At 64.8% G+C, this 21,618-nt stretch carries 20 protein-coding genes and 1 pseudogene; 11 read left to right on the top strand and 10 right to left on the bottom strand.

The features are described 5' to 3' along the window. The first annotated feature begins 7 nt into the window (after nucleotides 1-7). The 3 genes from AC0L27_RS04920 to AC0L27_RS04910 are packed head-to-tail and all read left to right on the top strand — an operon-like array spanning nucleotide 8 to nucleotide 2,265. The gene (locus tag AC0L27_RS04920) at nucleotides 8-709 is read left to right on the top strand and encodes a GrlR family regulatory protein (RefSeq protein WP_354203862.1); all 702 of its coding nucleotides are present in this window, start codon (nucleotides 8-10) and stop codon (nucleotides 707-709) included. 18 nt (nucleotides 710-727) lie between these two features. After that, a complete protein-coding gene (locus tag AC0L27_RS04915) occupies nucleotides 728-1,411 on the top strand; it encodes a substrate-binding domain-containing protein (RefSeq protein ID WP_354203860.1) in 684 nt (227 codons plus the stop codon). A gap of 32 nt (nucleotides 1,412-1,443) precedes the next feature. Continuing rightward, the gene (locus AC0L27_RS04910) at nucleotides 1,444-2,265 is read left to right on the top strand and encodes a tetratricopeptide repeat protein (protein WP_473318225.1); all 822 of its coding nucleotides are present in this window, start codon (nucleotides 1,444-1,446) and stop codon (nucleotides 2,263-2,265) included. Between the two features lie 64 nt (nucleotides 2,266-2,329). Here the strand turns inward: AC0L27_RS04910 and AC0L27_RS04905 are convergent, their stop codons facing one another. After that, nucleotides 2,330-2,788, bottom strand: coding sequence for a hypothetical protein (locus AC0L27_RS04905; RefSeq protein ID WP_275167140.1), 459 nt, complete (start codon nucleotides 2,786-2,788; stop codon nucleotides 2,330-2,332). Nucleotides 2,789-3,118: 330 nt separating this feature from the next. Here AC0L27_RS04905 and AC0L27_RS04900 point away from each other — a divergent pair, with 330 nt between their 5' ends. Then, entirely contained in the window at nucleotides 3,119-3,823 is a 705-nt protein-coding gene (locus AC0L27_RS04900) for a GrlR family regulatory protein (RefSeq protein ID WP_275167139.1), read from the top strand. Nucleotides 3,824-3,937: 114 nt separating this feature from the next. On the opposite strand, the gene AC0L27_RS04895 is transcribed toward AC0L27_RS04900, so the two are convergent. Further along, nucleotides 3,938-4,288, bottom strand: a complete 351-nt coding sequence (locus AC0L27_RS04895) for a hypothetical protein (RefSeq protein ID WP_354203858.1) — start codon at nucleotides 4,286-4,288, stop codon at nucleotides 3,938-3,940. A 68-nt stretch (nucleotides 4,289-4,356) separates the two neighbouring features. Continuing rightward, the gene (locus AC0L27_RS04890) at nucleotides 4,357-5,154 is read right to left on the bottom strand and encodes a helix-turn-helix transcriptional regulator (RefSeq protein WP_473318006.1); all 798 of its coding nucleotides are present in this window, start codon (nucleotides 5,152-5,154) and stop codon (nucleotides 4,357-4,359) included. 371 nt (nucleotides 5,155-5,525) lie between these two features. On the opposite strand from AC0L27_RS04890, the gene AC0L27_RS04885 reads away from it, so the two are divergent. Together AC0L27_RS04885 and AC0L27_RS04880 are read left to right on the top strand one after the other, a co-directional pair. Further along, complete coding sequence (locus AC0L27_RS04885; protein ID WP_473318004.1) at nucleotides 5,526-7,832, top strand: pectate lyase-like adhesive domain-containing protein; 2,307 nt, start codon at nucleotides 5,526-5,528, stop codon at nucleotides 7,830-7,832. Then, nucleotides 7,829-8,617: an autotransporter outer membrane beta-barrel domain-containing protein gene (locus tag AC0L27_RS04880; protein ID WP_473318003.1), complete on the top strand. Its 789-nt coding sequence runs from the start codon at nucleotides 7,829-7,831 to the stop codon at nucleotides 8,615-8,617. The genes AC0L27_RS04885 and AC0L27_RS04880 overlap by 4 nt, the downstream gene beginning before the upstream one ends. Before the next feature lie 120 nt (nucleotides 8,618-8,737). On the opposite strand, the gene AC0L27_RS04875 is transcribed toward AC0L27_RS04880, so the two are convergent. The 3 genes from AC0L27_RS04875 to AC0L27_RS04865 are packed head-to-tail and all read right to left on the bottom strand — an operon-like array spanning nucleotide 8,738 to nucleotide 12,656. Next, complete coding sequence (locus AC0L27_RS04875) at nucleotides 8,738-9,355, bottom strand: Isoquinoline 1-oxidoreductase subunit (RefSeq protein WP_354204549.1); 618 nt, start codon at nucleotides 9,353-9,355, stop codon at nucleotides 8,738-8,740. Between the two features lie 8 nt (nucleotides 9,356-9,363). Beyond that, a complete protein-coding gene (locus tag AC0L27_RS04870) occupies nucleotides 9,364-9,888 on the bottom strand; it encodes a (2Fe-2S)-binding protein (RefSeq protein ID WP_354203853.1) in 525 nt (174 codons plus the stop codon). Then, nucleotides 9,885-12,656, bottom strand: coding sequence for a xanthine dehydrogenase family protein molybdopterin-binding subunit (locus AC0L27_RS04865; RefSeq protein WP_354203851.1), 2,772 nt, complete (start codon nucleotides 12,654-12,656; stop codon nucleotides 9,885-9,887). The genes AC0L27_RS04870 and AC0L27_RS04865 overlap by 4 nt, the downstream gene beginning before the upstream one ends. A gap of 236 nt (nucleotides 12,657-12,892) precedes the next feature. On the opposite strand from AC0L27_RS04865, the gene AC0L27_RS04860 reads away from it, so the two are divergent. From AC0L27_RS04860 to AC0L27_RS04850, 3 genes are all read left to right on the top strand, one after another. Then, entirely contained in the window at nucleotides 12,893-14,500 is a 1,608-nt protein-coding gene (locus tag AC0L27_RS04860; protein WP_354203849.1) for a multicopper oxidase family protein, read from the top strand. Nucleotides 14,501-14,623: 123 nt separating this feature from the next. Continuing rightward, on the top strand, nucleotides 14,624-16,246 hold the full coding sequence (locus tag AC0L27_RS04855) for an ABC-F family ATP-binding cassette domain-containing protein (RefSeq protein ID WP_354203847.1): 1,623 nt from the start codon (nucleotides 14,624-14,626) through the stop codon (nucleotides 16,244-16,246). A 72-nt stretch (nucleotides 16,247-16,318) separates the two neighbouring features. Next, nucleotides 16,319-17,194, top strand: coding sequence for an MBL fold metallo-hydrolase (locus tag AC0L27_RS04850; RefSeq protein WP_354203845.1), 876 nt, complete (start codon nucleotides 16,319-16,321; stop codon nucleotides 17,192-17,194). Nucleotides 17,195-17,323: 129 nt separating this feature from the next. On the opposite strand, the gene AC0L27_RS04845 is transcribed toward AC0L27_RS04850, so the two are convergent. Together AC0L27_RS04845 and AC0L27_RS04840 are read right to left on the bottom strand one after the other, a co-directional pair. Further along, nucleotides 17,324-18,415 (bottom strand): type II asparaginase, encoded by a 1,092-nt coding sequence (locus AC0L27_RS04845; RefSeq protein ID WP_354203843.1) that lies wholly within the window; start codon nucleotides 18,413-18,415, stop codon nucleotides 17,324-17,326. A 220-nt stretch (nucleotides 18,416-18,635) separates the two neighbouring features. Then, nucleotides 18,636-18,884 (bottom strand): hypothetical protein, encoded by a 249-nt coding sequence (locus tag AC0L27_RS04840; RefSeq protein WP_354203841.1) that lies wholly within the window; start codon nucleotides 18,882-18,884, stop codon nucleotides 18,636-18,638. Nucleotides 18,885-19,088: 204 nt separating this feature from the next. On the opposite strand from AC0L27_RS04840, the pseudogene AC0L27_RS04835 reads away from it, so the two are divergent. Continuing rightward, nucleotides 19,089-19,559 (top strand): annotated as a pseudogene (locus AC0L27_RS04835) (cupin domain-containing protein). Between the two features lie 15 nt (nucleotides 19,560-19,574). Here AC0L27_RS04835 and AC0L27_RS04830 read toward each other — a convergent pair. Beyond that, the gene (locus AC0L27_RS04830) at nucleotides 19,575-20,138 is read right to left on the bottom strand and encodes a TetR/AcrR family transcriptional regulator (RefSeq protein WP_275171828.1); all 564 of its coding nucleotides are present in this window, start codon (nucleotides 20,136-20,138) and stop codon (nucleotides 19,575-19,577) included. 101 nt (nucleotides 20,139-20,239) lie between these two features. On the opposite strand from AC0L27_RS04830, the gene AC0L27_RS04825 reads away from it, so the two are divergent. Continuing rightward, nucleotides 20,240-20,611 (top strand): nuclear transport factor 2 family protein, encoded by a 372-nt coding sequence (locus AC0L27_RS04825; protein WP_354203838.1) that lies wholly within the window; start codon nucleotides 20,240-20,242, stop codon nucleotides 20,609-20,611. A 40-nt stretch (nucleotides 20,612-20,651) separates the two neighbouring features. Here AC0L27_RS04825 and AC0L27_RS04820 read toward each other — a convergent pair whose 3' ends face one another. Beyond that, nucleotides 20,652-21,614: an alpha/beta hydrolase gene (locus tag AC0L27_RS04820; RefSeq protein WP_354204547.1), complete on the bottom strand. Its 963-nt coding sequence runs from the start codon at nucleotides 21,612-21,614 to the stop codon at nucleotides 20,652-20,654. Nucleotides 21,615-21,618 lie beyond the last annotated feature (4 nt).

Here is a 21,618-nt window from a genome sequence, read left to right as displayed (position 1 = left end):
ACGGCTGGTGTTTGAAGGCTTCTACAAGGTGAGATTTCAGCTCGGCGACACGGTCGGCCGAAGCGTGATGCATGCCGGCAACGGCAAGATGCTCGGCGGCAATTCGGCCTTCGCCCATATCGGCACCTACACGAAGACCGAAGGAGGCGTCGATGTCGTGATCGACACCGTCCGCCACAACCCCGATCCGAACTATCGCGCCATGGCGGGCACGGACGATGCGACCCTGCTCGCCAAGGGATGGGCCGACGGCGATCTCTATCGCTTCAAGGGCGAGCTCAAGGAGCTGCCCGGCGTACCCTTTCAATCGTTGATGACGCCGATCACCGAGGACGAGATGCCGATCGCCGGCGGCGTCGGCGAGGCCGGCATCGCCGACGGGCTCTACTCGGCGCATCTGCGCATGCTCGATGGCGTCGACGGCGGTCTCACCGGCGTGATGCTGCTCAACAAGGGCCGCATCCTCGGCGGCGATGCATCGTTCTATTATCTCGGCAGCTACACCGCCGCCAACGGGCGCTGGAAGGGCCAGATCCTCAATCAGGAGCACACGCCGGCCAAGGACGATCCGATCTTCGGCGGCCACGAGGTCGGCATCGGCTTCTCCGGCACTTATGATGCCGAGCAGGCAGTGCTGGAGGCAACGGCGCTCGCCGGCAAGCGCAGCCTGCGCCTGACCGCCGCGCTCAAGCTGATGCACCGCGCCTGATCGCCACGGGAATTGCTGATGGAAAAGATTCGCATGCTTTCGACGCTCGGCCTGATGGGCGCGATGCGCAGCCTGTCCTCCGCCTACGAGACCGCGACCGGCGTCCACATCGACGCCGATTTCGCGCCAACGTTGGCACTGCTCAAGCGGTTGCGCGACGGCGAGGCCGCCGATCTCGTCATCCTCACCCGCGAAGGCCTCGACGAGATGATAGGCGAGGGCCGCGTCGTCGCAGGGAGCGCGGCCGATCTCGCGCGCTCCTTCGTCGGCGTCGCGGTGCGGGCAGGGCAAGCACATCCCGACATCGCCACGGAATCCGCACTGCGCAACACGCTGCTCGCGGCGCGGTCCGTGGCCTATTCGCGGCTGGGCGCGAGCGGGGTCTATTTCGCCCGGTTGATCGCGCAGATGGGGATCGCGGCGGAGATCAACGCCAAAGCCACCATCGTCGAGCAGGGCTTTACCGCGGAGCGGCTCGTGAGCGGCGAGGCTGACCTCGCCGTGCAGCAGATCAGCGAGCTGAAGCAGGTCGAAGGCATCGAGCTGGTCGGCCCGATTTCGCACGATCTGCAAACGCCGGCTGTGTTCTCCGCCGGCAGGATGACAAGCGCCGAGCACGCCGACGCCGCGGATCGGCTGCTGCGCTATCTGGCATCGCCCGAGGTCGTCCCGGTGCTGCGCCAATCGGGACTCGAGCCTTGAATTTGCCGGGACTGCGAAGCAACCTGGTGTCCATGCGAACTTTCCTCGTTGCCATCCTTCTCACGCTAGCGGCACCGTTATCGGCGCATGCGCAATCGGCCGATCTCGTCCTATGCGACCGCGTCGCCGCCGATCCCAGCGATCCCGACAAGCCGGCCGATATGAGGGGCGTGACGGAGATTGCGGCCTCCGACGTTGCGACCGCCATCAAGTTCTGCAAGCAGGCTGCGCCATCATCGCGGCGCGCGATGTTCGCGCTCGGCCGCGCCTATGCGGCCAACCGGCAGACGGCGGAAGCGATGGCTGCCTGGCGCAAGGCCGCCGACAAGGGATCGAGTGCGGCGATGGTCGAGCTCGGTGTGGCCTACGGCACCGGCTCCGGCGTCGCCAGAGATGAAGCGCAGGCGCGCAAACTGTTCGAGAAGGCGGCACAGGCCGGCAATCCCCGCGGCATCAGCAATCTCGCCGCGCTCGGCGGCACCGGCGGTGCCGCGCCGGCCGATCCAGCACAGGCGCGCGCGTTGCTCGGCAAGGCCGCCGAGACCAATGCGGAGGCGCAGTATCAGCTCGGCATGATGCTCTCCGAAGGCACGGGCGGGACAAAGGACGACGCCGCGGCGCGCGCGCTGTTCGAGAAGGCGGCGGCGCAAAACCATCCCGGCGCGCTGGAGCGGATGGGCGCCTTCGCGCAGGAAGGCCGCGGCGGGCCAAAGGACAAGGACGCCGCGAAATCCTATTACGAGCGCGCCGCGGCGCTCGGCGATGAGGATGCCAAGCAGGCGCTGGAGCGGCTGCGCTGTCCCTATGCGATCAAGGACAAGCAGGGCAAGCTCGTCACCACGCTGTGCTTCTAAAGCGCGATGAACGCGCTTTAGGTTTATAAAACCGCCGCGCACTTTTCCGGATCATGCTCTAGCTTCACTTGTAGGAGTAGGCGACGTTGTTGCGGGCGTCGCGATAGCTCGTCTCGAGAAAATCCGGATAGTGCGCGGAGGCCATTGCCACCGCGCGGACGACGCAGTCCCAGAAATCGCCGTCCCAGCTGAAATGCGTGAAGGTCGCGTCCTCGAACCTGACGGCGGTGATGATGGCCCGCCTGATCGCAGTGTCATCGGCGCCGGGATGAGCACGCTTCACATAACCGAACGTCGGTCCCTTATGGGCGTGGTCGCGATCCCGGCGGTACTTCGCGCTGCTCCGCTCCGGCGTGAGGGTGCGGTTGACGCGGACCTCTGCGGCGGTCGGGCGCCCCTCGATCGAGTCCAGCTGATAGCGTCGGAGCCAGAGCTCGAACGCGGCATCGAGCAGCGGCAGCTTCGCCGCGCTTGCGATGAGGGTTGCGATCTGCGCCTCGGCTGATGGCTCCATTTGATCCATGCTGCTTTGTCGTGCGCCTCAGCCGGCGGGTTCGAAGCCGGCTTTGGTCAGTGCATAAGGGCCGTTCGCGACCCGGCCAAAACAAAAAGTCGAAAAACAACCCCATGCACAGTAGCCAAGTAGTTGAAATCACAGCTCTGCAATGCTGTTGAAATCGCCACCTACGGAAATGCCGAAATCGGTTGCGCCGTCGGGCAAAACAGGCGCATGATGGCATCATTGCAGGGTGTGGCTTCGCGAATGGCCCTGCGCGAAAAAGCCCGATGGCCTTGATGCGATGGCGGTGCTAGGTAGCGCGTGCTTTCCTTCTGATTTTGCGGGTCACTTGCGTTGCTGGACGGGCTCTACAAGGTTGAATACGGCGTCAACGATGCCTTCGGCCGCAGCATCATGTGCATGCATGAGGGCAAGCTGCTGGGCGGCAATTCGGCCTTCGCGCATCTCGGAAGCTATTTCGAGCGCGACGGCGAGATCATCGCCGAAGTCATCACCGAACGGCATAACGACGATCCCAACTACCAGCCGCTGATGGGGGCTGACGTCGCCTCGATCGGCGCACGCGGCCGGCTCGTCGGCAACCAGATCCGTCTCGCGGGCAGCGCGGACACGATGCCGGGCGCCGGCTTCTGGGCCAATCTCACGCGGCTCGATGACGAGGGGTTGCCGCCGCAGGGGACGGTTGGTCCGGGCGGGGTCGTGAACGGGCTCTATGCGATCCATCTGCGCGCGCTCGACGGCGTCGATGCCGGGCTCTCCGGCGTCATGCTGCTGATGGACGGCCGCATCCTGGGCGGAGATGCGTTCTTCTACTACCTCGGCTCCTATTCCTCGGCGGACGGCCGCTGGAAGGGCGAGATGCTCAACCAGGAGCACACGCCGGCGAAAGGCGAGAACCCCGTGTTCGGCGGCAACGAGGTCGGGATCGGCTTCTCCGGAACCTGCACCGCCGACAGCGGTGAGCTCGAAGGCATCGCACTTGCCGGCAAGCGCAGCCTGCGGCTGGCGGCCTCGCTCAAGCTGATGCGGCGGGCGTAGGGCGGTTGCTTAGAATTCTGGGTGTCCGCTTGCGAAGGTAGAGCAGGCCTGACGTGCGACTTGGGCCGATATCGGCAAGTGACCCAACTACGACATTGAGTCGTCAGCGGATGCTTAGAAGCGCGGGGCGATCCGATACTGTGTCGGCTCTTCAGAGCGTTCTCTTTCCAATGGACTACGGGTGTTCCGTTCAATTTGGGCAAAAAAGAAGACGGTGCCTCCAAATGTTGACGAGACAACAAATCCTAGAATAGCGCCAATGATAACCCCTAACACGACTCCAGTAGTCGCTACCTGGCCCATGCCTTGCAACCGGATGTCAACGTTGGGAGAAATTCCGAAAATGCTCGACCAAACCGCTCCAGACGCTGCACCATAAAGTCCTCCGACAATCGTGCCGAAAAGTATCGAGAGCACCGCCATTGCTTCGACAATCCCCATCACCAACCTTCGAAAAGAAGTCATTTCACCCCTCCAGCTTGTGCTCCCATCCTACGGCGAAACAATCGAGCAGCAATACATTTGCTCGCCCATTATCGCAGCCTGCCGAGCCACAGCGCGGCGAGCGACTGGCGACTGCGCACAGCGAACTTGGCGTAGATCGACTTGACGTGGAAATGCGTGGTGTTCGGACTTTGGTCGAGCTTCTGTGCGATCTGCTTTTCCGTGTCCCCGGCGAGCAGTCCGAGCAGCACCCGGCGTTCAGCGGGTGTGAGGGGCGCGTTGGCGATGAGCAGTCCGTGGCTGAGCAATTGTTGACGGTGAAACCATCTCAAGGCGCGCATCACGAAGCCCAGACGCTGGCCGTCCTGTGCCGTAAAGCGGGGTTGCTGCGCATCACGAAATACGAACAGGCGAATCCTCAAATCGTCATTGAGCGCAATGCGCACGGAAATGCTGTCGGCGAAGCTGACATCCAGATAGTGCCGCCGATAGTGCTTGCCCTCGAACCATTCCGGCGGCAGCGTTTCGAACAGCAGGCGGACGCGGAACGGCTCATCGCCCGACATTGACAGGATCTGCGACAGGTCGACGTCGTCGGACCAGAGCGTATCGTACTGCTTCTGCACGGATGCCGCGACCGCGGGGATCGGGTCCAGCACCCTGACGAAGCGCGGACGCCAGCCGAGCAGGGGATCGGCCCGCTTCGGCGAAGGCAATCGCACGACCACGCCCCACAGCACATTGCGTGCCGACAACATGGTTCGCAGTGCGGACATCAGGTGGGTCAGCGCCGCATCACCATCGGCAACCGAGAAGTCGGCCAACTGATCCCAGAGCGCATAGATTTCTTGATTTTGCGGATCGATGGGATCCGTGGAGAGAAGCATGTCATTCCCAGTGCGCGTGCAGAGTTTCTCCGACCTCAGAGGTCGCCGACCTGCGCGGGCATACATAAAGCACGGCGAACCACCTTTCTAGGTAGTTCTCAGACCTATCCAGCGGCGCGATATTCGGCGGCGTGACTGGGAAGACGGATTCTCTCAGCGTAGCGACATTGGGAGATCAGCGATGCGTACGACGACGGGCGCGCCCGGCTTAGATGGCCCGGCGAAGGCCGGACGGACAGGCGATGGCCCGACCCTTTCTTCGTCCTCTCAGGCGCTATTCCGGCACTCGCAGCTTCCACCGGCCAGGGTGCCGGCGGTGGAGCAATGAAGTGAAGAATCTGCCTGCCCGTCGACAGCGCCGCGAGCTTCTAATGCGATCAGCTCTCCTGAGCGGCACGGCTTATGCCCTGATCGGTTGCACCTGTGCGCACGCCCAGACGGTCATCAATGTGTCCGACAGCGCCGGCCTGTCGGCGGCGATCGCGCAGGCCGACAGCAATGCCAGCGCGAGTTATGTCATCAATTTCCAGAACAACATAACGCTGACTGGCGCAGCGGCCGACACGCTGAGCGCCTTCAACACCACCAGCAACGTCACGGTGAATGGCGGCGGCTTCAGGCTGGACGGCGGTGGTGTGCAGCGCGGGTTCTTTGTCTACGCAGGCACTGTCGCCGTCAACAATCTGACGATCCAGAACACCCAGGCGCTCGGCGGCAATGGGGGCACCATTGGATTCGGTAGCGGGGGCGGCGCTGGCGGACTCGGTGCCGGCGGCGCGCTGTTCGTGGCGAGCGGCGGCCATGTGACCGTGAGCAACGTCGTTCTTTCGGGCAACAACGCAACGGGCGGCGCCGGCGCTGTCGGCGGTGACGGCGTGCCGGGCGCAGGAACGGCCGGCGGCGGAGGCGGCGGTCTCGGCGGCAATGCAGGGGGTGGGGCCGGTGGCGGTGTCGGACGCGGCGCCGATGGCGACACAGGGGTCGGAGGTGGAGCGGGCATTGTCGTGGGCGCGGCAAGTGGCGGACAAGGTTTCGGCGGTTCCCCCGGTGGCATTAACGGCGGAGGTGCCGGCGATGGAGGCGCCGGCGGGATCGGTGGAAGTCCTATATTCAGCAATGGCCAAGGCGGATTCGGCGGCGGCGGCGGTCATAGCGCTGCGGACGACAGAGGCGGCACAGGGGGATTTGGCGGCGGCGGCGCAGGGGGGCACTCGATAGCGGGCCATCAGGGAGGCGCTGGTGGCGTTGGCGGCGGCGGCGGCGGCGGCGGGGCCGACCACTTGGGTGAGGTGGCCGGAACGGGCGGGAGTAGAGGATTTGGCGGTGGCGGCGCCGGAAACGGCAGCAGCATCGCGGCGAACGGTGGGAGTGGCGGAGGCGGCGGCGGAGGCGGCGGTGCCGGATTGGGCGGCGCGCTGTTCGTTCAGGAGGGCGGCTCGCTAACGATCGCCGGCGCGTTCAACGTCAACGGCGGCAGCGTCGCCGGGGGAGTCGGCGGCGCCGGCGGCAACGGTTTTGGCGGCGTGGACAATGGCACGGCGGGTAGTGGCGGTTCTGCCTTCGGAGCCGGCATCTTCCTTCAAGGCAACGGCATCCTCAACTTCCAGCCCGGCGGCGGTGCGACGCAAACGCTTTCGGACGGCATCGCCGACCAGACCGGTTCTGGCGGCACGGGTGTCGACGCCGGAACCTGGGGACTGAACAAGAACGGCGTCGGCACGCTGGTGCTCTCGGCGGCCAGCACCTATAGCGGCGCAACGATAGTAGACGGCGGAACGCTGCGCGCCGGACATGCCGCCGCGTTCGGGACCAGCGACCAGTTTTCGGTCGCGGGCGGCGCGACGCTGGATTTGAACGGCTTCAACCAGACATTCGCCGTTTTGCAAGGCGCCGGCACAGTGACCGGCGCCAACAGCACGATCTCCGGCATCTTTGCGCCTGGCAACGGCACGCCAGGTTCGTCGATGGCGATAACAGGCAATCTCGCGTTCCAGGCGGCCGCGCAATATCTGGTCCAAATCGACCCCACGACCGCCTCTTTTGCGGTCGTCAACGGTACAGCGACGCTTGGCGGCGCTGCGGTGGGCGCCAGCTTTGCGCCCGGGACCTATGTGCAGAAGAAGTACACCATCCTCACCGCGACCGGTGGCGTCGGCGGTACCTTCGGTGGCGTGATTACTTCCGGTGCGCCATCGAACTTTTCTTCGACGTTGAGCTACGATGCCAACAACGTCTACCTGGACATGGTGCTGAGTTTCGCCATTCCAGGCGGCCTCAACCCCAATCAGCAGGCGGTCGGCGACGCGCTGACGAAGTTCTTCAACACCACCGGCGGCATTCCCGCAGTGTTCGCAAACATGTCGCCGAAGGGGCTCTCGCAGGCGGCCGGCGAGACCGGAACGGGATCGCAGCAATCCACGTTCAACGCGATGAACCAGTTCATGGGCGTCATGACCGACCCGTTCATTGCCGGGAGGGACGAAGGCGCGAACACGCCCGGCACGGCGCCAGTTACGCCGACGCGGAAGCGCTGGCGCATGCCGCGAAGAAACGCAATCCGAGCGATGCGCTGGCGGCGATTTACACCAAGGCGCCAGCTGCGGTGCCATTCCAGCAGCGCTGGAGCGTATGGGCGGCCGGCTTCGGCGGCTCGCAAACGACGGATGGCAACAACGTGACCGGCTCCAATGCGGCGACGTCGCAGGTCTATGGCACAGCTGTTGGCGCCGACTATCGCTTCTCGCCGTTTACCATCGCCGGCTTCTCGCTGGCCGGCGGCGGCACCAGTTTCAGCGTCGCCAATAACGGCACCGGGCGTTCCGACCTGTTCCAGGCCGGCGCGTTCGTTCGGCACACTATCGACGCCGCCTATGTCTCCGGCGCGCTCGCCTATGGCTGGCAGGACGTCACCACCGATCGCACCGTTACCGTCGCCGGCATCGATCGGCTGCGCGCGCAGTTCAACGCCAATGCCTGGTCGGGCCGCGTCGAGGGCGGCTACCGCTTCGTGGCGCCCCTGATCGGCGGAATTGGCTTCACGCCCTACGGGGCGGGCCAGTTCACCACGTTCGAACTGCCGGCCTATGCGGAAGGTGTCATCTCGGGCAACAACACCTTTACGCTCGCTTATACGGCGAAGAGCGTGACCGACACCCGCAGCGAACTCGGCGTGCGCGCCGACAAATCCTTCGCCATGCAGAGCGCGATGCTGACGCTGCGCGGCCGCGTGGCCTGGGCGCATGACTTCAGTTCCGACCGCGGCATCGGTGCGACGTTCCAGACGCTGCCGGGCGCCAGCTTATTCGTCAACGGCGCCCCGCAGGCTAGCGATTCCGCGCTTCTCACCGCATCCGCCGAAACCAAATGGATGAACGGCTGGTCGACCGCCGCGACTTTCGACGGCGAGTTCTCCAACGTGACGCGCAGCTACGCCGGCAAGGGCGTGGTGCGATATGTGTGGTGAACTCCTCGGGTGGCAGCGGTGCCGTCGGAAACGATCAAGCCGCGCCATGACATGATGACGCTCGGCGTGGAAGACAAGTTTGATTGAACGCCGTTCGCGGACCGGACCACTTCGACGTCGTCACGGCGCCGGACACGCCGCTCCGGTCTTCACCCAGGCCTCGACCAGCGCGCCGGCCTGCTCTTGCGTGCCCGGGGCGGGCGTGCGGCCGAAGCCGGGCTTCCAGGCCCAGCCGACGAGGGTGTCCTTGCCGATATGGTCGATCAGGTCTTCCACCTTGCGCCCGCCATTGCGCGCGGGATCCCTGATCTGCTCGCAGATCTCGCCGACGGTCTTGCCCTCCCAGGCCATCTCGCGCGGGGCGAGATGCCATTCGGGATGGCCGGGCATGCGGCCGGGCTCGAAATTGGCCTTCTGGTGACAGGTGTTGCAGCGCATCGCCTCGAGCCCGTGGCCGTCAGCGCCGCGCGTGACCGGCGGCTGATGCAGGCGGGCATTGTCGCCCTGGTGCGGCCTGTCGCCGGCCGGATGACAATTGGTGCAGCGCGGATGCGTCAGCACCTTGCCGAGCTCGGTGAAGATTGCGGCCGAACGCTTGTCTGTGTCGCCGATCGAAGCAAAGCTCTCGGGTGAGGCGAGGGCGTAGCCTGCCGTCTCCGACGCCGCGTAGCCCGCACTGAGACTGCCGGCGAGGGCGGCGACCACGGCAATCATCTTGAACCGCACGTCGAAGATCATGATGCGTGTCACTTGGTGGCCATGAGGTAGCGCTTCGAGTCGGCGAGGATCACGTCGCGCACCGCCTCGTGATATTTGATGTAGCCGGTGCAGCGACAGAGATGGCCGTCGAGCGCATCCGCGATGGTCTGCTCCAGCGCCTCGCGCGCGACCGGTGTCCGCGACAGGCGCTCCAGCAAGACCTGGCCCTCATTGAGGAAGCCGGCGGTGCAATAGCCGCACTGAAAGGCGAAATGCGCGATGAAGGCCTTTTGCAGGGTCGAGAGCTCGCCGTCCCTCGCGTGCCCCTCGACGGTGCGGATCGACTTTCCGTCGAAATTCACGGCGGGCGCGACGCAGGTCGGGCTGGTGGTGCTGGTGCCGTCGGGCGCATCGATGATGACGGCGCAGCTCAGGCATTGCGCGGCGCCGCAGCCGAACTTGGTGCCGGTCATGCCCAGCATCTCGCGCAGAAAATCGTTCATCGAGAGATCTTCGCGGACGTCCATCGGGCCGTGCTTCTGGCCGTTGATGGTGAGGCTGAGGGTCGTCACGCGAGCACTCCCTTCAATAGGCTTGCGGTGACCGGCAGCGCGCGGAAGCGATGGCCGGTGGCGTCGTGGATGGCGTTGATCAGCGCCGGCACGATCGGGATCATCACGACCTCCGCCATGCCCTTCGGTGCTTCGTCTGCCGTTTGCGGCTTCAGCATCTCGATCTCGAGATCGCGGAGCGGCAGGTCAGAGCCGCGTGCGACCAGATAGCGCCCGAGATTCCATTCGCCGTTGCCCGGCCCGCCCTCGAACGGGGGCAGGGTTTCGAGCAGCGCGTAGCCGACGCCCATGGCGAAGCCGCCCTGGGCCTGGCCCATCACCACCTCGGGCACGAGCGCGGTGCCGCATTCGAGCACACTATAGGCCTTGGCGATGCGCAAGCTCCCGGTTGCGCGCTCGATCTCGACGCGAACGACCGTGCCGCACATCGAGGTGTAGGCGGTGCCGATCCGGTTGTTGTCGGTCGGCGGAAACTTGACGCTGGTGCGGTTGATCCGCTCGAACTTGCCGTTGCCTTTGCGGATCGCCAGCGCGTCGATGTCGGCGCGGTATTGCTCGCCGGACAGCGGAAAGCGTGCCCGCGACCACGCCCAGCGCGAGAAGCTGTGCGCGACCGCACCGGTGACGAAGCCGCGCGCGTGAGCTGTTGCCGCGAGCACGGGAAGGGCGAGCGGTTCGAGGCCGGGCATTGTGAGCTGGCCATTCTGCCAACTTGCGCTGGCCCATTGCCGCGCGCGCGGATCAGTCTTTGCGATGCGCCACAGCTCGAGCGCCGCCGGCCACAGGCCGAAGCGGAAAATCACGCGGGCGGCTTCCGCGGCGGAATGCGTGCCGACATGCGCGCCGATCGAGGAGCTTGTCGGCGAGCTGATCGCGGGCACCCAGCGCGGATTTTTCTCCGCGGCATCCTGGGTCTTCTGGTCCATGGTGGAGGGATCGCCTGATGTGACCAGCCCGAGCACGTCATAGCTGTCGACGCGGGCGACCGAGACCTCGTCGGCGATGGCGCCGAGATGACCGGCGACCCGGTTGGCCAGCGCCGTCCCGATGCCGTTGCCCATTTCGACATGATCGCAATAGATGACGATCTTGCCGTCAGGTCCAAGCTCCACGCGTCCGAGCGAGCCGTCCGCGCCGGAGCCATAGTCTTTCGTCACGCAGGCGACGCCGGTGCCGACCAGTCGATCCGATGAGGTCTGTTTGAACTGCGCCCGCTGCTGCCAGATCGGGTGCTTCTCGAGCTTGTCGAGGATTTCGGGCGTGCGCACCGAGACGATGTAGGGATTGCCCGTCATGGTCCGGCCGTTTTGCGGCAGCGCGTTGCGCCGCCGGAATTCGATCGGATCGCGTTTGAGCTCGGACGCGGCTTCGTCGATCAGGACCTCCAGCGCCGTCATGGCTTGCAGGATGCCGTAGCCGCGCATTGAGCCCGCGCTCACACCGCGCGAGTGCACCGCGACGGTCCTGACGTCGACCTTCGGAATGTCGTAGATGCCGATTGCACCGGTGGCTGCGACGACGGCGACGCTGGCCGAGAAATGGGCGAGCCCGCCGCCGTCGAGCACGTGATCGGCGGCGAACCCCTTGATCTTGCCGGTCGCGCGATCGATGCCGATGCGCGAGCGCATCTTGATCGCGTGGCGTTTGATGCCAGCCTGAAACTGCTGGTAGCGGTCATGCGCCAGCCGCACCGGCTTGCCAGGAAAGCAGACCGCCGCAAGCGCAACATAGAGAATAAAAGGCGTGTGATCGCGACCACCAAAGCCCCCGCCGACATGGGCGAACTGCGCGTTGATGTGCGCCGGCTTGTAGGGCGCGCGGGCCTTGCCGAGCAGATGCGCGATCGACTCCGCCGCCTCGTAAGGCGACTGGACGCCGAGCAGCAGTTCGAGATTGCCGCCCTTGCCGTCGTACCAGGCGAGCCCGCATTCCGGCTCCAGGAACATCGGGTCGACCGATTGCGTCTCGAACTCGCGGTCGAGCACCAGCATCGAGGCGTCATCCGCGGCAAGCTCGCCGCGGATCTGCTCGCCATATTTCGCCGCCTTGGCGTAATCCGCCGGCATGTCCTTCGCGAGCGGCGACCACACCGGCAGCGCCGCGCTCTGGACCTTCTTGGGCGAGACCCAGCCGGCCTGGAGCGGCGAATAGACATCCGGTTTGTCAGGTGAGGGACCGGCCACGCGGGTGAAGCGGAAGGCCCCGTAATCGGGGACGACGACGGGCCCGGTCTCCTCGCCGAACTGGACGAACGTGCCGTCGCGCAGCGCCAGACGCGCCTGGTCGAAGGCGTCGAACTTCTCGAAGATCAAAAGCGCGACCGGCTGTCCCAGATAAAGCGGCGTCTTGCCGATCGGACACAACAGGTCGCCCGCATAGAATTCCGGCACCTGTGTCCCGATCCGGTCGAGATCGGCGGCAGTCACCACCACCGACGGCTTGAGCGCGCCGCCGAGGCGGGCGAGGTCCAGCCCGGTATAGACATGCGTGGCGTCGTTGGCGCGGACCAGGATGGCGTGCGAGGTGGCCTGCGGCCAGCCGGGGAGATCGTTGGCGCGGAAGTCGGAGGCGTAAAGTTTTGCGCCGGTGACCTTGGCGACGCCGTCGACACGGCCGGCGCCCGTTGTCGCGGGATTGAACTTGCCGCGTCCAGGCAGCGTCTCGTGCGCTGCGAAGGGCACACCGGCCGCGGACGCCAGATGTGACAGGCTGACCGAGATGCCTCCCGCCGACAACCACTTCACGAACTCGCGTCGCGAAGTCCCCATGATCATATCCTTGTACAGAATTTCGAGAACATCGGGATGCCGTCAGCATGCGATGTCCGAAGGGCATAGGCGCGCGCCAGCGCGAATCCGTCACGATGCATCATGCGACGATAGAACGGGTGAGAAGGTTTACAACCGCTGAATGTCGTGCGCTCGCAGATCGAATTGTGGTTTCGTGCTTGCTTTAGAATCGAATCGAACGGAAGACGGTCCGGCAACAGGGGGGCGCAATTCAAATGCAGCAGGATCCGAACGGTGCGTCTTCAGTCACCAGGGCGATGGGTACGACGACATTGTCGCGCCGCCAATTGCTGGATTGCGGTCTCAAAGCCGGCGCGTTGTCGCTGTTCGCAGGTGCCGCAAATGCCCAGCACGCCATGCACGACCATGCGGGCACGTCCCACACCGCGGACATGTCGCCGAGCATGGGGATGGTCGCTGAAACGCCCGTTCCTGCCATGGACCAAGCGCTGGTCGAGCCCGAGGTGCGGCGGTCCGTCAATGGCGTGCTGAGCACGACGTTGCGCGTCGGCTATGCCTATCGCCAGATCGGCGGCGTCAGGCTCTATGTCAGATCCTATGAAGGCGGCAGCCCCGGACCGACCCTGCGCATGAAGCCCGGCGAAACCCTGCGCATCAAGATGATCAACGATTTGCCGCCGAACCGCGATGGATTGCCGGCCGACATCAGCCATCCGCACCAGTTCAACAACACCAATTTCCATTTCCACGGCGCGCATACCAGCCCGAGCGGGATTTCCGACAACGTCATGCGGTCGATGGCGCCGGGCCGCAGCTACAACATCGAAATCACCCTGCCGGCCGATCACACCAGGGGCACCTACTGGTATCACCCGCATCACCACGGCAGCGCCGACATCCAGATGTCCTCCGGCATGGTCGGCGCCGTCATCATCGAGGGCGATTTCGCCGAAATTCCCGAGATCGCTACGGCTCGCGAACGGCTCATGGTGCTCACCCAGGTGGTCTACGATGCCAACGGCATGGTCGAGAATTTCGAGACGCTGTTTCCCGAGACTGCCACGCGCTTTCTCGCCATCAACGGCCAGCGCCGGCCGATGATCGAGATGCGGCCAGGCGAAGTGCAGCGCTGGCGCATCCTCAATGCCGCCTATCAGGACGACATGCTGCTCGACCTGGAAAAGCACGATCTGCATGCGATCGCCTATGACGGCATCCAGCTCGGCGCCATGCAGCCGCTCAAGCAGGTCCTGATCGCGCCTGGGCAGCGCGCCGACATTCTGGTGAAGGCAGGCGCCCCCGGCACCTACGCCTTCAATGCCGCGCCCTACGACCAGGGGCATCCGTCGCCGGTGGGACCGCTGGCCCGGGTCGTGGTCTCAGGCGCGCCGATGGACATGAAGCTGCCGCGCACCCTGCCGCCGGCGCCGCTCGCGGCCATCAAGGATTCCGAGATCACCAACCGCCGCAAGGTGGTGCTGTCGGCCACCGCGCCAGAGGCCGATGCGGCCGGCCATTGGCAGGAATTCCAGTTCTTCGTCGACGGCAAGAAGTTCGACCCCAGCCGCATCGATCAGCGGGTCAAGTTGGGCGCGGTCGAGGAGTGGACCATCGTCAACACGCATGAGCATGATGACCACGTGTTCCACATCCATACCAACCCGTTCCAGGTGATCTCGGCCAATGGCAAGGCGCTGGCGGTGCCGGAATGGCGGGATTCCGTGATCGTGGAGCGCAAGGGCGGGGTGGTCGTGTTCCGCTCGCGCTTCATCGATTTCACCGGTGTCTACATGCTCCACTGCCACATGATGAACCATGAGGAGATGGGCATGATGCAGACCGTGGAGGTCTATAAGCCGTAAGCTGCGGGTCGAATTGCGGGAATTTGGCGGCGGGCAGGGCTGATCCGGGTCCGGCCGGGCTTCCCCTGACGGCCCGCATGGCCTATTGACGCTGCAACGCAACAATTCCCCCAAAAAGACCCCATGATCCGCCTCGACAACGTCAGCAAGCAAGCCGGCCACCAGATCCTGTTCATCGAAGCGTCCGCCGCCCTCAACAAGGGCGAGAAGATCGGGCTCGTCGGCCCGAACGGCGCCGGCAAGACCACGCTCTTCCGGATGATCGCCGGCGAGGAACTGCCCGATGAGGGGCAGGTCTCGACCGATCGCGGCATCACCATCGGCTATTTCAACCAGGACGTCGGCGAGATGGCCGGCCGCAGCGCCGTGGCCGAGGTCATGGACGGGGCGGGGCCGGTGAGTGCGGTCGCGGCTGAGCTGCACGAGCTCGAGACGGCGATGGCCGATCCTGATAAGGCCGACCAGATGGACGAGATCATCGCGCGTTATGGCGAGGTGCAGCACGCCTTCGAAGAGCTCGACGGCTACGCGCTCGACGGCCGCGCGCGCGAGGCGCTGTCCGGCCTCGGCTTCAGCCAGGAGATGATGGACGGCGACGTCGGCAAGCTCTCCGGCGGCTGGAAGATGCGCGTGGCGCTCGCCCGCATCCTCCTGATGCGCCCGGACGTCATGCTGCTCGACGAGCCCAGCAACCATCTCGATCTCGAAAGCCTGATCTGGCTGGAGAAGTTCTTGCACGATTACGAAGGCACGCTGCTGATGACCTCGCACGATCGCGAGTTCATCAACCGCGTGATCTCGAAAGTGGTCGAGATCGATTCAGGATCGCTCACCACCTACGCCGGCAATTACGAGTTCTACGAGCAGCAGCGGGCGCTGAGCGAGAAGCAGCAACAGGCACAGTTCGAGCGCCAGCAGGCGATGCTCGCCAAGGAGATCAAGTTCATCGAGCGGTTCAAGGCGCGCGCCTCTCATGCAGCGCAGGTGCAGAGCCGGGTGAAGAAGCTCGACAAGATCGAGCGGGTCGAGCCGCCGCGCCGCCGCCAGACCGTGGCATTCGACTTCCCGCCGGCGCCGCGCTCCGGCGAGGACGTCGTTGCGCTCAAAAAGGTGTTCAAGGGCTACGGCAGCAAGCGCATCTATGACGGGCTCGATTTCATGATCCGCCGCAGGGAGCGCTGGTGCGTGATGGGCGTCAACGGCGCCGGCAAATCGACACTGCTCAAGCTCGTCGCGGGTGCGAGCGAGCCGGACGAGGGCACGGTGGCGGTCGGCGGCAGTGTCAAGATGGGCTATTTCGCCCAGCATGCGATGGATTTGCTCGACGGCGAGCAGACGGTGTTCGAGTCACTCGAATACGCGTTTCCGACCGCGGGGCAGGGTTCGTTGCGCGCGCTCGCCGGCTGCTTCGGCTTCTCCGGCGACGACGTCGAGAAGCGCTGCCGCGTACTGTCGGGCGGCGAGAAGGCGCGCCTGGTGATGGCGAAGATGCTGTTCGATCCGCCGAACTTTCTGGTGCTGGACGAGCCGACCAACCATCTCGACCTCGCCACCAAGGAGATGCTGATCACGGCGCTGTCGGATTTCGAGGGCACCATGCTGTTCGTCTCGCATGACCGGCATTTTCTCAGCGTCCTGTCGAACCGCGTGCTGGAGCTGACGCCCGAGGGCATCCACCAGTTCGGCGGCGGCTACACCGAATATGTCGCGCGCACAGGGCACGAAGCGCCGGGGTTGCGGAGCTAGCATTCCGCTACGCCGCCTTGACGCGTTGCTGCCGCTCGCTACGCTGCTTAAAAAGGCGGGAGCGAAACAATCATGAAGCAGCTGCGCATCGGCGACATCACCATCGATGCAGTGATCGAGCGGGAAGGGCCGTGGCGGCGGCCGCAGGATTTTTTCCCGGCCTATGACGAGGGCGTGTTCAAGCGCCATCTGCCGACGATGGAGCCGGAGGTGTTCGACGCAGCGCGCGGCATGATGGTGATCACCTATCAGACGTTCGTTGTGCGCACGCCGCGCTACACCATTCTGGTCGACACCTGCACCGGCGAGGACAAGGGCCATCCGCCGCCGTTCGATTTTCCGGGCAAGGCGCGCTGGCGCAGCGAGCTGTTCGCGCTCGGCATCGGCTTCGACCAAATCGACTACGTCTTCTGCACGCATCTTCATATCGACCATACCGGCTGGAATACGACCTTGCGCGACGGCCGTTGGGTGCCGACGTTTCCGAATGCGAAATACGTCTTCCACAAGGGTGAATATGCGGCCTGGGAGGCCGAGCATGCCAAGGGCAGCAACCCGCCCGGCACCGTGTTCCGCGACAATTGCCTGCCGATCGTCGAGGCAGGCCAAGCGCTGTTGGTCGATGACGACTACGCGCTCGACGACACCGTCACGCTGACGCCGACGCCGGGGCATTCGCCCTGTCATTGCTGCGTGAACATCTTCTCGAAGGGGCGCCGCGCGGTGGTCGCCGGCGACCTCATGCACCACCAGATTCAGTGCCGCGAGCCGGACTGGTCGGCCAAGCCGGATTGGGATGCGAAGCAGTCGGCGGTGTCGCGGCGAAAGTTTTTTGCTTCCGTCGCCGACACCGACACGCTGATCCTGCCGATTCATTTTCCAACGCCGACCGTCGGGCTGATCAAGCCGCTCGGCGCCGCCTTTGACTACCATTTCAAGCGGGAGTAGGCGACCGCCTCGCCGTCATGGCCGGGCTCGTCCCGGCCATCCACGACCTTCTACGCGGAAACGAGAACGTAGATGCCCGGGACAAGCCCGGGCATGACGAGTTCGTGGAGGGACCGCACGTCGGACGGTCTAGTAACTGAAGAACATCCGCTGGATTTCTTTCGTGTCGGTCGTCTTGGTCAGCGCCAGCATCAGCAGAATGCGCGCTTTTTGGGGATTGAGCGTATCCGAGACGACGAAGTCGTGTTCGTCGTCCTTGGCCTCGCCGTTGCGCGCGACGATGCCGTTGCCGACACGGCTGCTGCGCACGATCACGACACCCTTCTTGCGGGCTTCGTCGAGGGCCGGCTCGACCGCGGGCCGAGCCAGGCTGCCGTCCCCCACGCCGGCATGCACGATCCCCTTGGCTCCGGCGGCGACAAAGGCGTCGATCGCGACCCGGTTCATGTTGGCGTAGCCGTAGACGATGTCGACTTGCGGCAGGACATCGAGGCCAGAGACGTCGAATTCGGAGTCTGCCGTGTGCCGGCGCGTCGATTGACGATAGAAGTACGGCTTGTTGCCCTGCATGTAGCCGAGAAAGCCAAGTTCCGGTGTCCGGAAGGTGTCTGCCGTCGAGGTGTTGTTCTTGGTGACATCGCGAGCCGCGTTGATCTGATCGTTGAGAGCAACGAGCACGCCCTTGCCGACGGCCTCGTCACTGCCTGCGAGGATCACCGCGTTGAAGAGGTTGATCGGCCCATCCGCGCTGATCGCTGTCGACGGCCGCATCGCGCCGACGACGACGACCGGTTTCTTGCTCTTGACGACGAGGTCGAGGAAATAGCTGGTTTCCTCGATCGTATCGGTCCCGTGCGTGATCACGATGCCATCGACGTCGTCCTGCGCGAGCAGCGTGTTGACGCGCTTTGCGAGCTTGAGCCAGTAGTCATTGTTCATGTTCTCGCTGGCGATCTGGAAAACCTGCTCGCCCTTGACGTTGGCCACCGTTTTCAGTTCGGGGACGGCATTCAGGAGGGTCTCGATGCCCACCGTGGCTGCGGTGTAGCCGACCACGGTGGTGCTGCTCGCCCCGCTGCCGGCGATCGTGCCGCCGGTTGCGAGCACCATGACGTTGGGCAGTCCCGGGCCCCGCGCGTTCGCGGCTTCAAGTCCGATGAGCAGCGCGAAGAGCAAGCTCATTGCCGCGATGAAGTGATGACGCACTCGAGGTTGCCACATCTTGACGTCCCTTTCCTAGAAAGCCCTGTCGATGCGCCCCGCTTCGCTCAGCACCGCATGATCGGTCAGTCGAGAGCTCCTGTCTAGGGTGGCGACTTTCGGATGATTTGGTCTGGACGCCGGCATTGGAAGCACAAACGCGAATGGCCGGGACAAGCCCCGGCCATGACAGTGTTCGTTTGGCGATTGCCCGCTAAAGATGCAGCGAATTCGCGACGCCTTACGCGCCCATCTCGCACTTCTTCATAAAACTGTTCTTTGCGGCACCGGCGAGCGGCTTGCCCTCGGCGCTGACGGCCTTGGGCGCGCAGGCGTCGGCTTTGCACTTCTTCATGAACGAGGTCTTCGCGGCACCCGCCAGGGCCTTGCCGTCCTTGCCGACGGCCCTGCTTTCGCAGGTGTCGTCCGCGAAGGCCGAACCCGCTGCAAACGTGGCAACGATCGCAGCCAGGAAAATCCGCTTCATCATAATTGTCTCCCTAAACCAGAAATGGCGCGCGGATTGGAGCCGGGAATCGTGGCGCAATCAAGCTGGATGAGCGCCTGCCGTCCGGTCTTCCCAGCGATTTTCCGAGCGCGGGTGCGACAGGGCCCACCGCCTGCTGCACTGCTCGCTGACCGGGCCGGGCAATCCTGCTAGCTTCGGGCGAGTTTAGCCGGAGGGAGCATTGTGATGGAGACCCTGATTGCGAACATGCCGAATGCCGCTTCCGACCGGCATTCTCACCTGGTTCGGCCGCAAGAGATGGAATGGCAAAAGACGCGCTTTCCCGGCTGCGAGGCCAAGACGCTGCTGTTCGATCGCAGCAGCGGTCTGATGACGGCCTTGATGCGCTTTGCGCCGGGATCGGTGCTGCCCGATCACGAGCATGTCGGCGTCGAGCAGAGTTATGTCATCGAGGGCGCTCTCGTCGACAACGAGGGACCGGCCAGCGGCATCGCCTGCAAGGCCGGCGAATTCATCTGGCGCGAGGCGGGCAGCCGGCATGCTGCCTAGTGCCCGGAGGGCGCCCTGATCCTGGCGATCTTCCAGGTGCCGAACAAGTTCTTCGAAGCCGACGGCCGCGTCGTCGATGCCGCCGGTCAGGATTGGGACCAGACGTGGGGGCACACCGACGCGCAACGGGCGCGGAGCGCCCGATAGGCGGCTCTTCGCAGCTCAACGGCCGTCATCGATGCTTCTGACGAGCACGGTGACCTGAACGGCGATCAGCCGCCGCATCTCCTTGCCGCTTCGGGCGGTTTCGCGCAGCCCCCGCATGCCGAACACCAGGCATCGCGCCAGCACTTCCGGCTCGTCCGCTATCCCAGCGGCCTTCACCTGATCGCGGATGAGGTCGGCGACCAAACACTGGAAGTTGTCGTAGACCTTCCGAACCGCGGGGAAACGGAGGTCGAACAGATCTGCCGAATCGGGATGCGCCTCGATCAGGTCGAAGCCATGCGATCCCCAGGATTTACAGGCATGGAGCAGCTTGGCGTGAAGGCCGTCGAGGCGCGCGATGGCGGCCCTGATCTCCCGATGCTTCTGCTCGTCCATTCGCTGGATCACCGCCGCGAACACGGCATCCTTGTCGGGGAAGAGCAAATAGAGCGCCGGCCGCGACATTCCCGCCTTGGCGGCGATGTCGCCCATCGTCGTGCGGGCATGGCCGTAGCGGGAGAAGACTTCCGTCGCAGCCCCGACGGCGAGCTCTTCTTTCGAAATGCCGGAACGAGCCATGAGCCTCACGAGGGTCGGAACTGAACGTCGGCCATATTGACAAAATAACGATAATTGTCAATTTGCAGAAAGCTGCATGAGGCCATGAGAGGTTCTGCGAGATGAACGATGAAGCGCGATTGAAGACCTGGAACACCTATCAGGCGGCGTGGGGACCCATCGATGAGGACGAGCGGCGTCGGCTGCTCGAGCAAAGCGTTGCCGCGGACTGCGTGTATACCGATCCGGGCTCGCAGATTGAGGGACGTGACGCCTTGATGGCGCGCATTGGTCAAACCCAGCTCAAGTTTCCTGGCGCGCATTTCAGGAATGACAGCTTCCTCGAGCACCATGATCAGGGGCTTTTTCGCTGGACAATGTATGACGGCGCCGGTGACGTGTTCGTCACGGGCGAGAGCTTCGGCCGCTTCGGCGACGACGGCCGGCTCGTTCAGGCGACGGGTTTCTTCGAGGTGCCCGCTGCCAAGGTCTGACCGCTGGCCGGCGCGGCGGTCGACCCTGCCGCTCCCGACATCATACGCCCCGCGCGAGAAGCGCCTTGAAGTCCGCCCGTGCACGCCGCGCTTCGGCCCGCGCCACCTCGGAGGCGTCGCCGAGGCCGAAATAGCCGTGGATCAGGCCGGGGCCCTCATGATGCTTCACCGGCACACCGGCGGCTTCCAGCGCGCGTGCATAGGCGGCACCTTCGTCGCGCAGGGGATCGAACCAGGCGGTGGTGACGATCGCGGGCGCGACGCCGGCAAGCGACTTCGCGCGCAGCGGTGAAACGCGCCAGTCGGTGGCGTGCGAGGGATCGGCGAGATAATGGCCGCAGAACCACTCCATCACCGCGCGTGAGAGAAAGTAGCCTTCGGCATTCTCGGCGCGCGAGGGAAAGCGTGCGTTCTCGCGCGCGTCCGCATAACTCCCGAGGACGTCGGTCACGGGGTAGACCAGGAGTTGCGCCGCGAGCTTGATGCCGGCGTCGCGGCAGGCGATCGCGGTGGTGGCTGCGAGATTGCCGCCGGCGCTGTCGCCGGCAACGCCGAGACGTTTTGCATCGCCGCCAAATTCCGCAACGCGGCCAAACACGTCGCTGACCGCGGCAAAGGCGTCCTCGAACGCACCGGGAAAGCGCGTTTCGGGCGGGCGGCGATAGTCGACGGAGACGACGACCGCGCCGGTCTCGATCGCAAGGTTGCGTGCCTGCCGGTCGTGGGTCTCGAGGTCGCCCGCGACCCAGCCGCCGCCATGGAAGAACACCACGGTCGGCGCCGGCGTGGTGCCGACCCGGTAGACACGTGCATCGAGCGGGCCGGCGCCGCCTTTCACCTTGATATCCGAGACGATGTCGACCGGCGGCGGCGGTATGGCCGCGCGCGAGGCAGCCAGTGCGCGCAAGGAATCGCGGGCGCTCTGTGGCGTCATCGTCGTGTGATCGCGCATCGGCAGCAGCGGAATGATCTGGGCGATGACGGGATCGAGCGGTGCGGCCATCTTG

This window comes from Bradyrhizobium sp. Ken51, from assembly GCF_055807435.1.
Note: the sequence above shows the minus strand (reverse complement) of the source record. Positions and strands in the feature narration are given on the sequence as shown.

Coding starts and splice junctions, on each gene's coding strand:
- AC0L27_RS04860 (WP_354203849.1), top strand. CDS start 12,893: ATGCAGCAGGATCCGAACGGTGCGTCTTCAGTCACCAGGGCGATGGGT.
- AC0L27_RS04910 (WP_473318225.1), top strand. CDS start 1,444: ATGCGAACTTTCCTCGTTGCCATCCTTCTCACGCTAGCGGCACCGTTA.
- AC0L27_RS04895 (WP_354203858.1), bottom strand. CDS start 4,288: ATGACTTCTTTTCGAAGGTTGGTGATGGGGATTGTCGAAGCAATGGCG.
- AC0L27_RS04915 (WP_354203860.1), top strand. CDS start 728: ATGGAAAAGATTCGCATGCTTTCGACGCTCGGCCTGATGGGCGCGATG.
- AC0L27_RS04905 (WP_275167140.1), bottom strand. CDS start 2,788: ATGGATCAAATGGAGCCATCAGCCGAGGCGCAGATCGCAACCCTCATC.
- AC0L27_RS04845 (WP_354203843.1), bottom strand. CDS start 18,415: ATGTGGCAACCTCGAGTGCGTCATCACTTCATCGCGGCAATGAGCTTG.
- AC0L27_RS04820 (WP_354204547.1), bottom strand. CDS start 21,614: ATGGCCGCACCGCTCGATCCCGTCATCGCCCAGATCATTCCGCTGCTG.
- AC0L27_RS04855 (WP_354203847.1), top strand. CDS start 14,624: ATGATCCGCCTCGACAACGTCAGCAAGCAAGCCGGCCACCAGATCCTG.
- AC0L27_RS04850 (WP_354203845.1), top strand. CDS start 16,319: ATGAAGCAGCTGCGCATCGGCGACATCACCATCGATGCAGTGATCGAG.
- AC0L27_RS04875 (WP_354204549.1), bottom strand. CDS start 9,355: ATGATCTTCGACGTGCGGTTCAAGATGATTGCCGTGGTCGCCGCCCTC.
- AC0L27_RS04830 (WP_275171828.1), bottom strand. CDS start 20,138: ATGGCTCGTTCCGGCATTTCGAAAGAAGAGCTCGCCGTCGGGGCTGCG.
- AC0L27_RS04885 (WP_473318004.1), top strand. CDS start 5,526: ATGCGATCAGCTCTCCTGAGCGGCACGGCTTATGCCCTGATCGGTTGC.
- AC0L27_RS04865 (WP_354203851.1), bottom strand. CDS start 12,656: ATGGGGACTTCGCGACGCGAGTTCGTGAAGTGGTTGTCGGCGGGAGGC.
- AC0L27_RS04840 (WP_354203841.1), bottom strand. CDS start 18,884: ATGATGAAGCGGATTTTCCTGGCTGCGATCGTTGCCACGTTTGCAGCG.
- AC0L27_RS04825 (WP_354203838.1), top strand. CDS start 20,240: ATGAACGATGAAGCGCGATTGAAGACCTGGAACACCTATCAGGCGGCG.
- AC0L27_RS04890 (WP_473318006.1), bottom strand. CDS start 5,154: ATGCTTCTCTCCACGGATCCCATCGATCCGCAAAATCAAGAAATCTAT.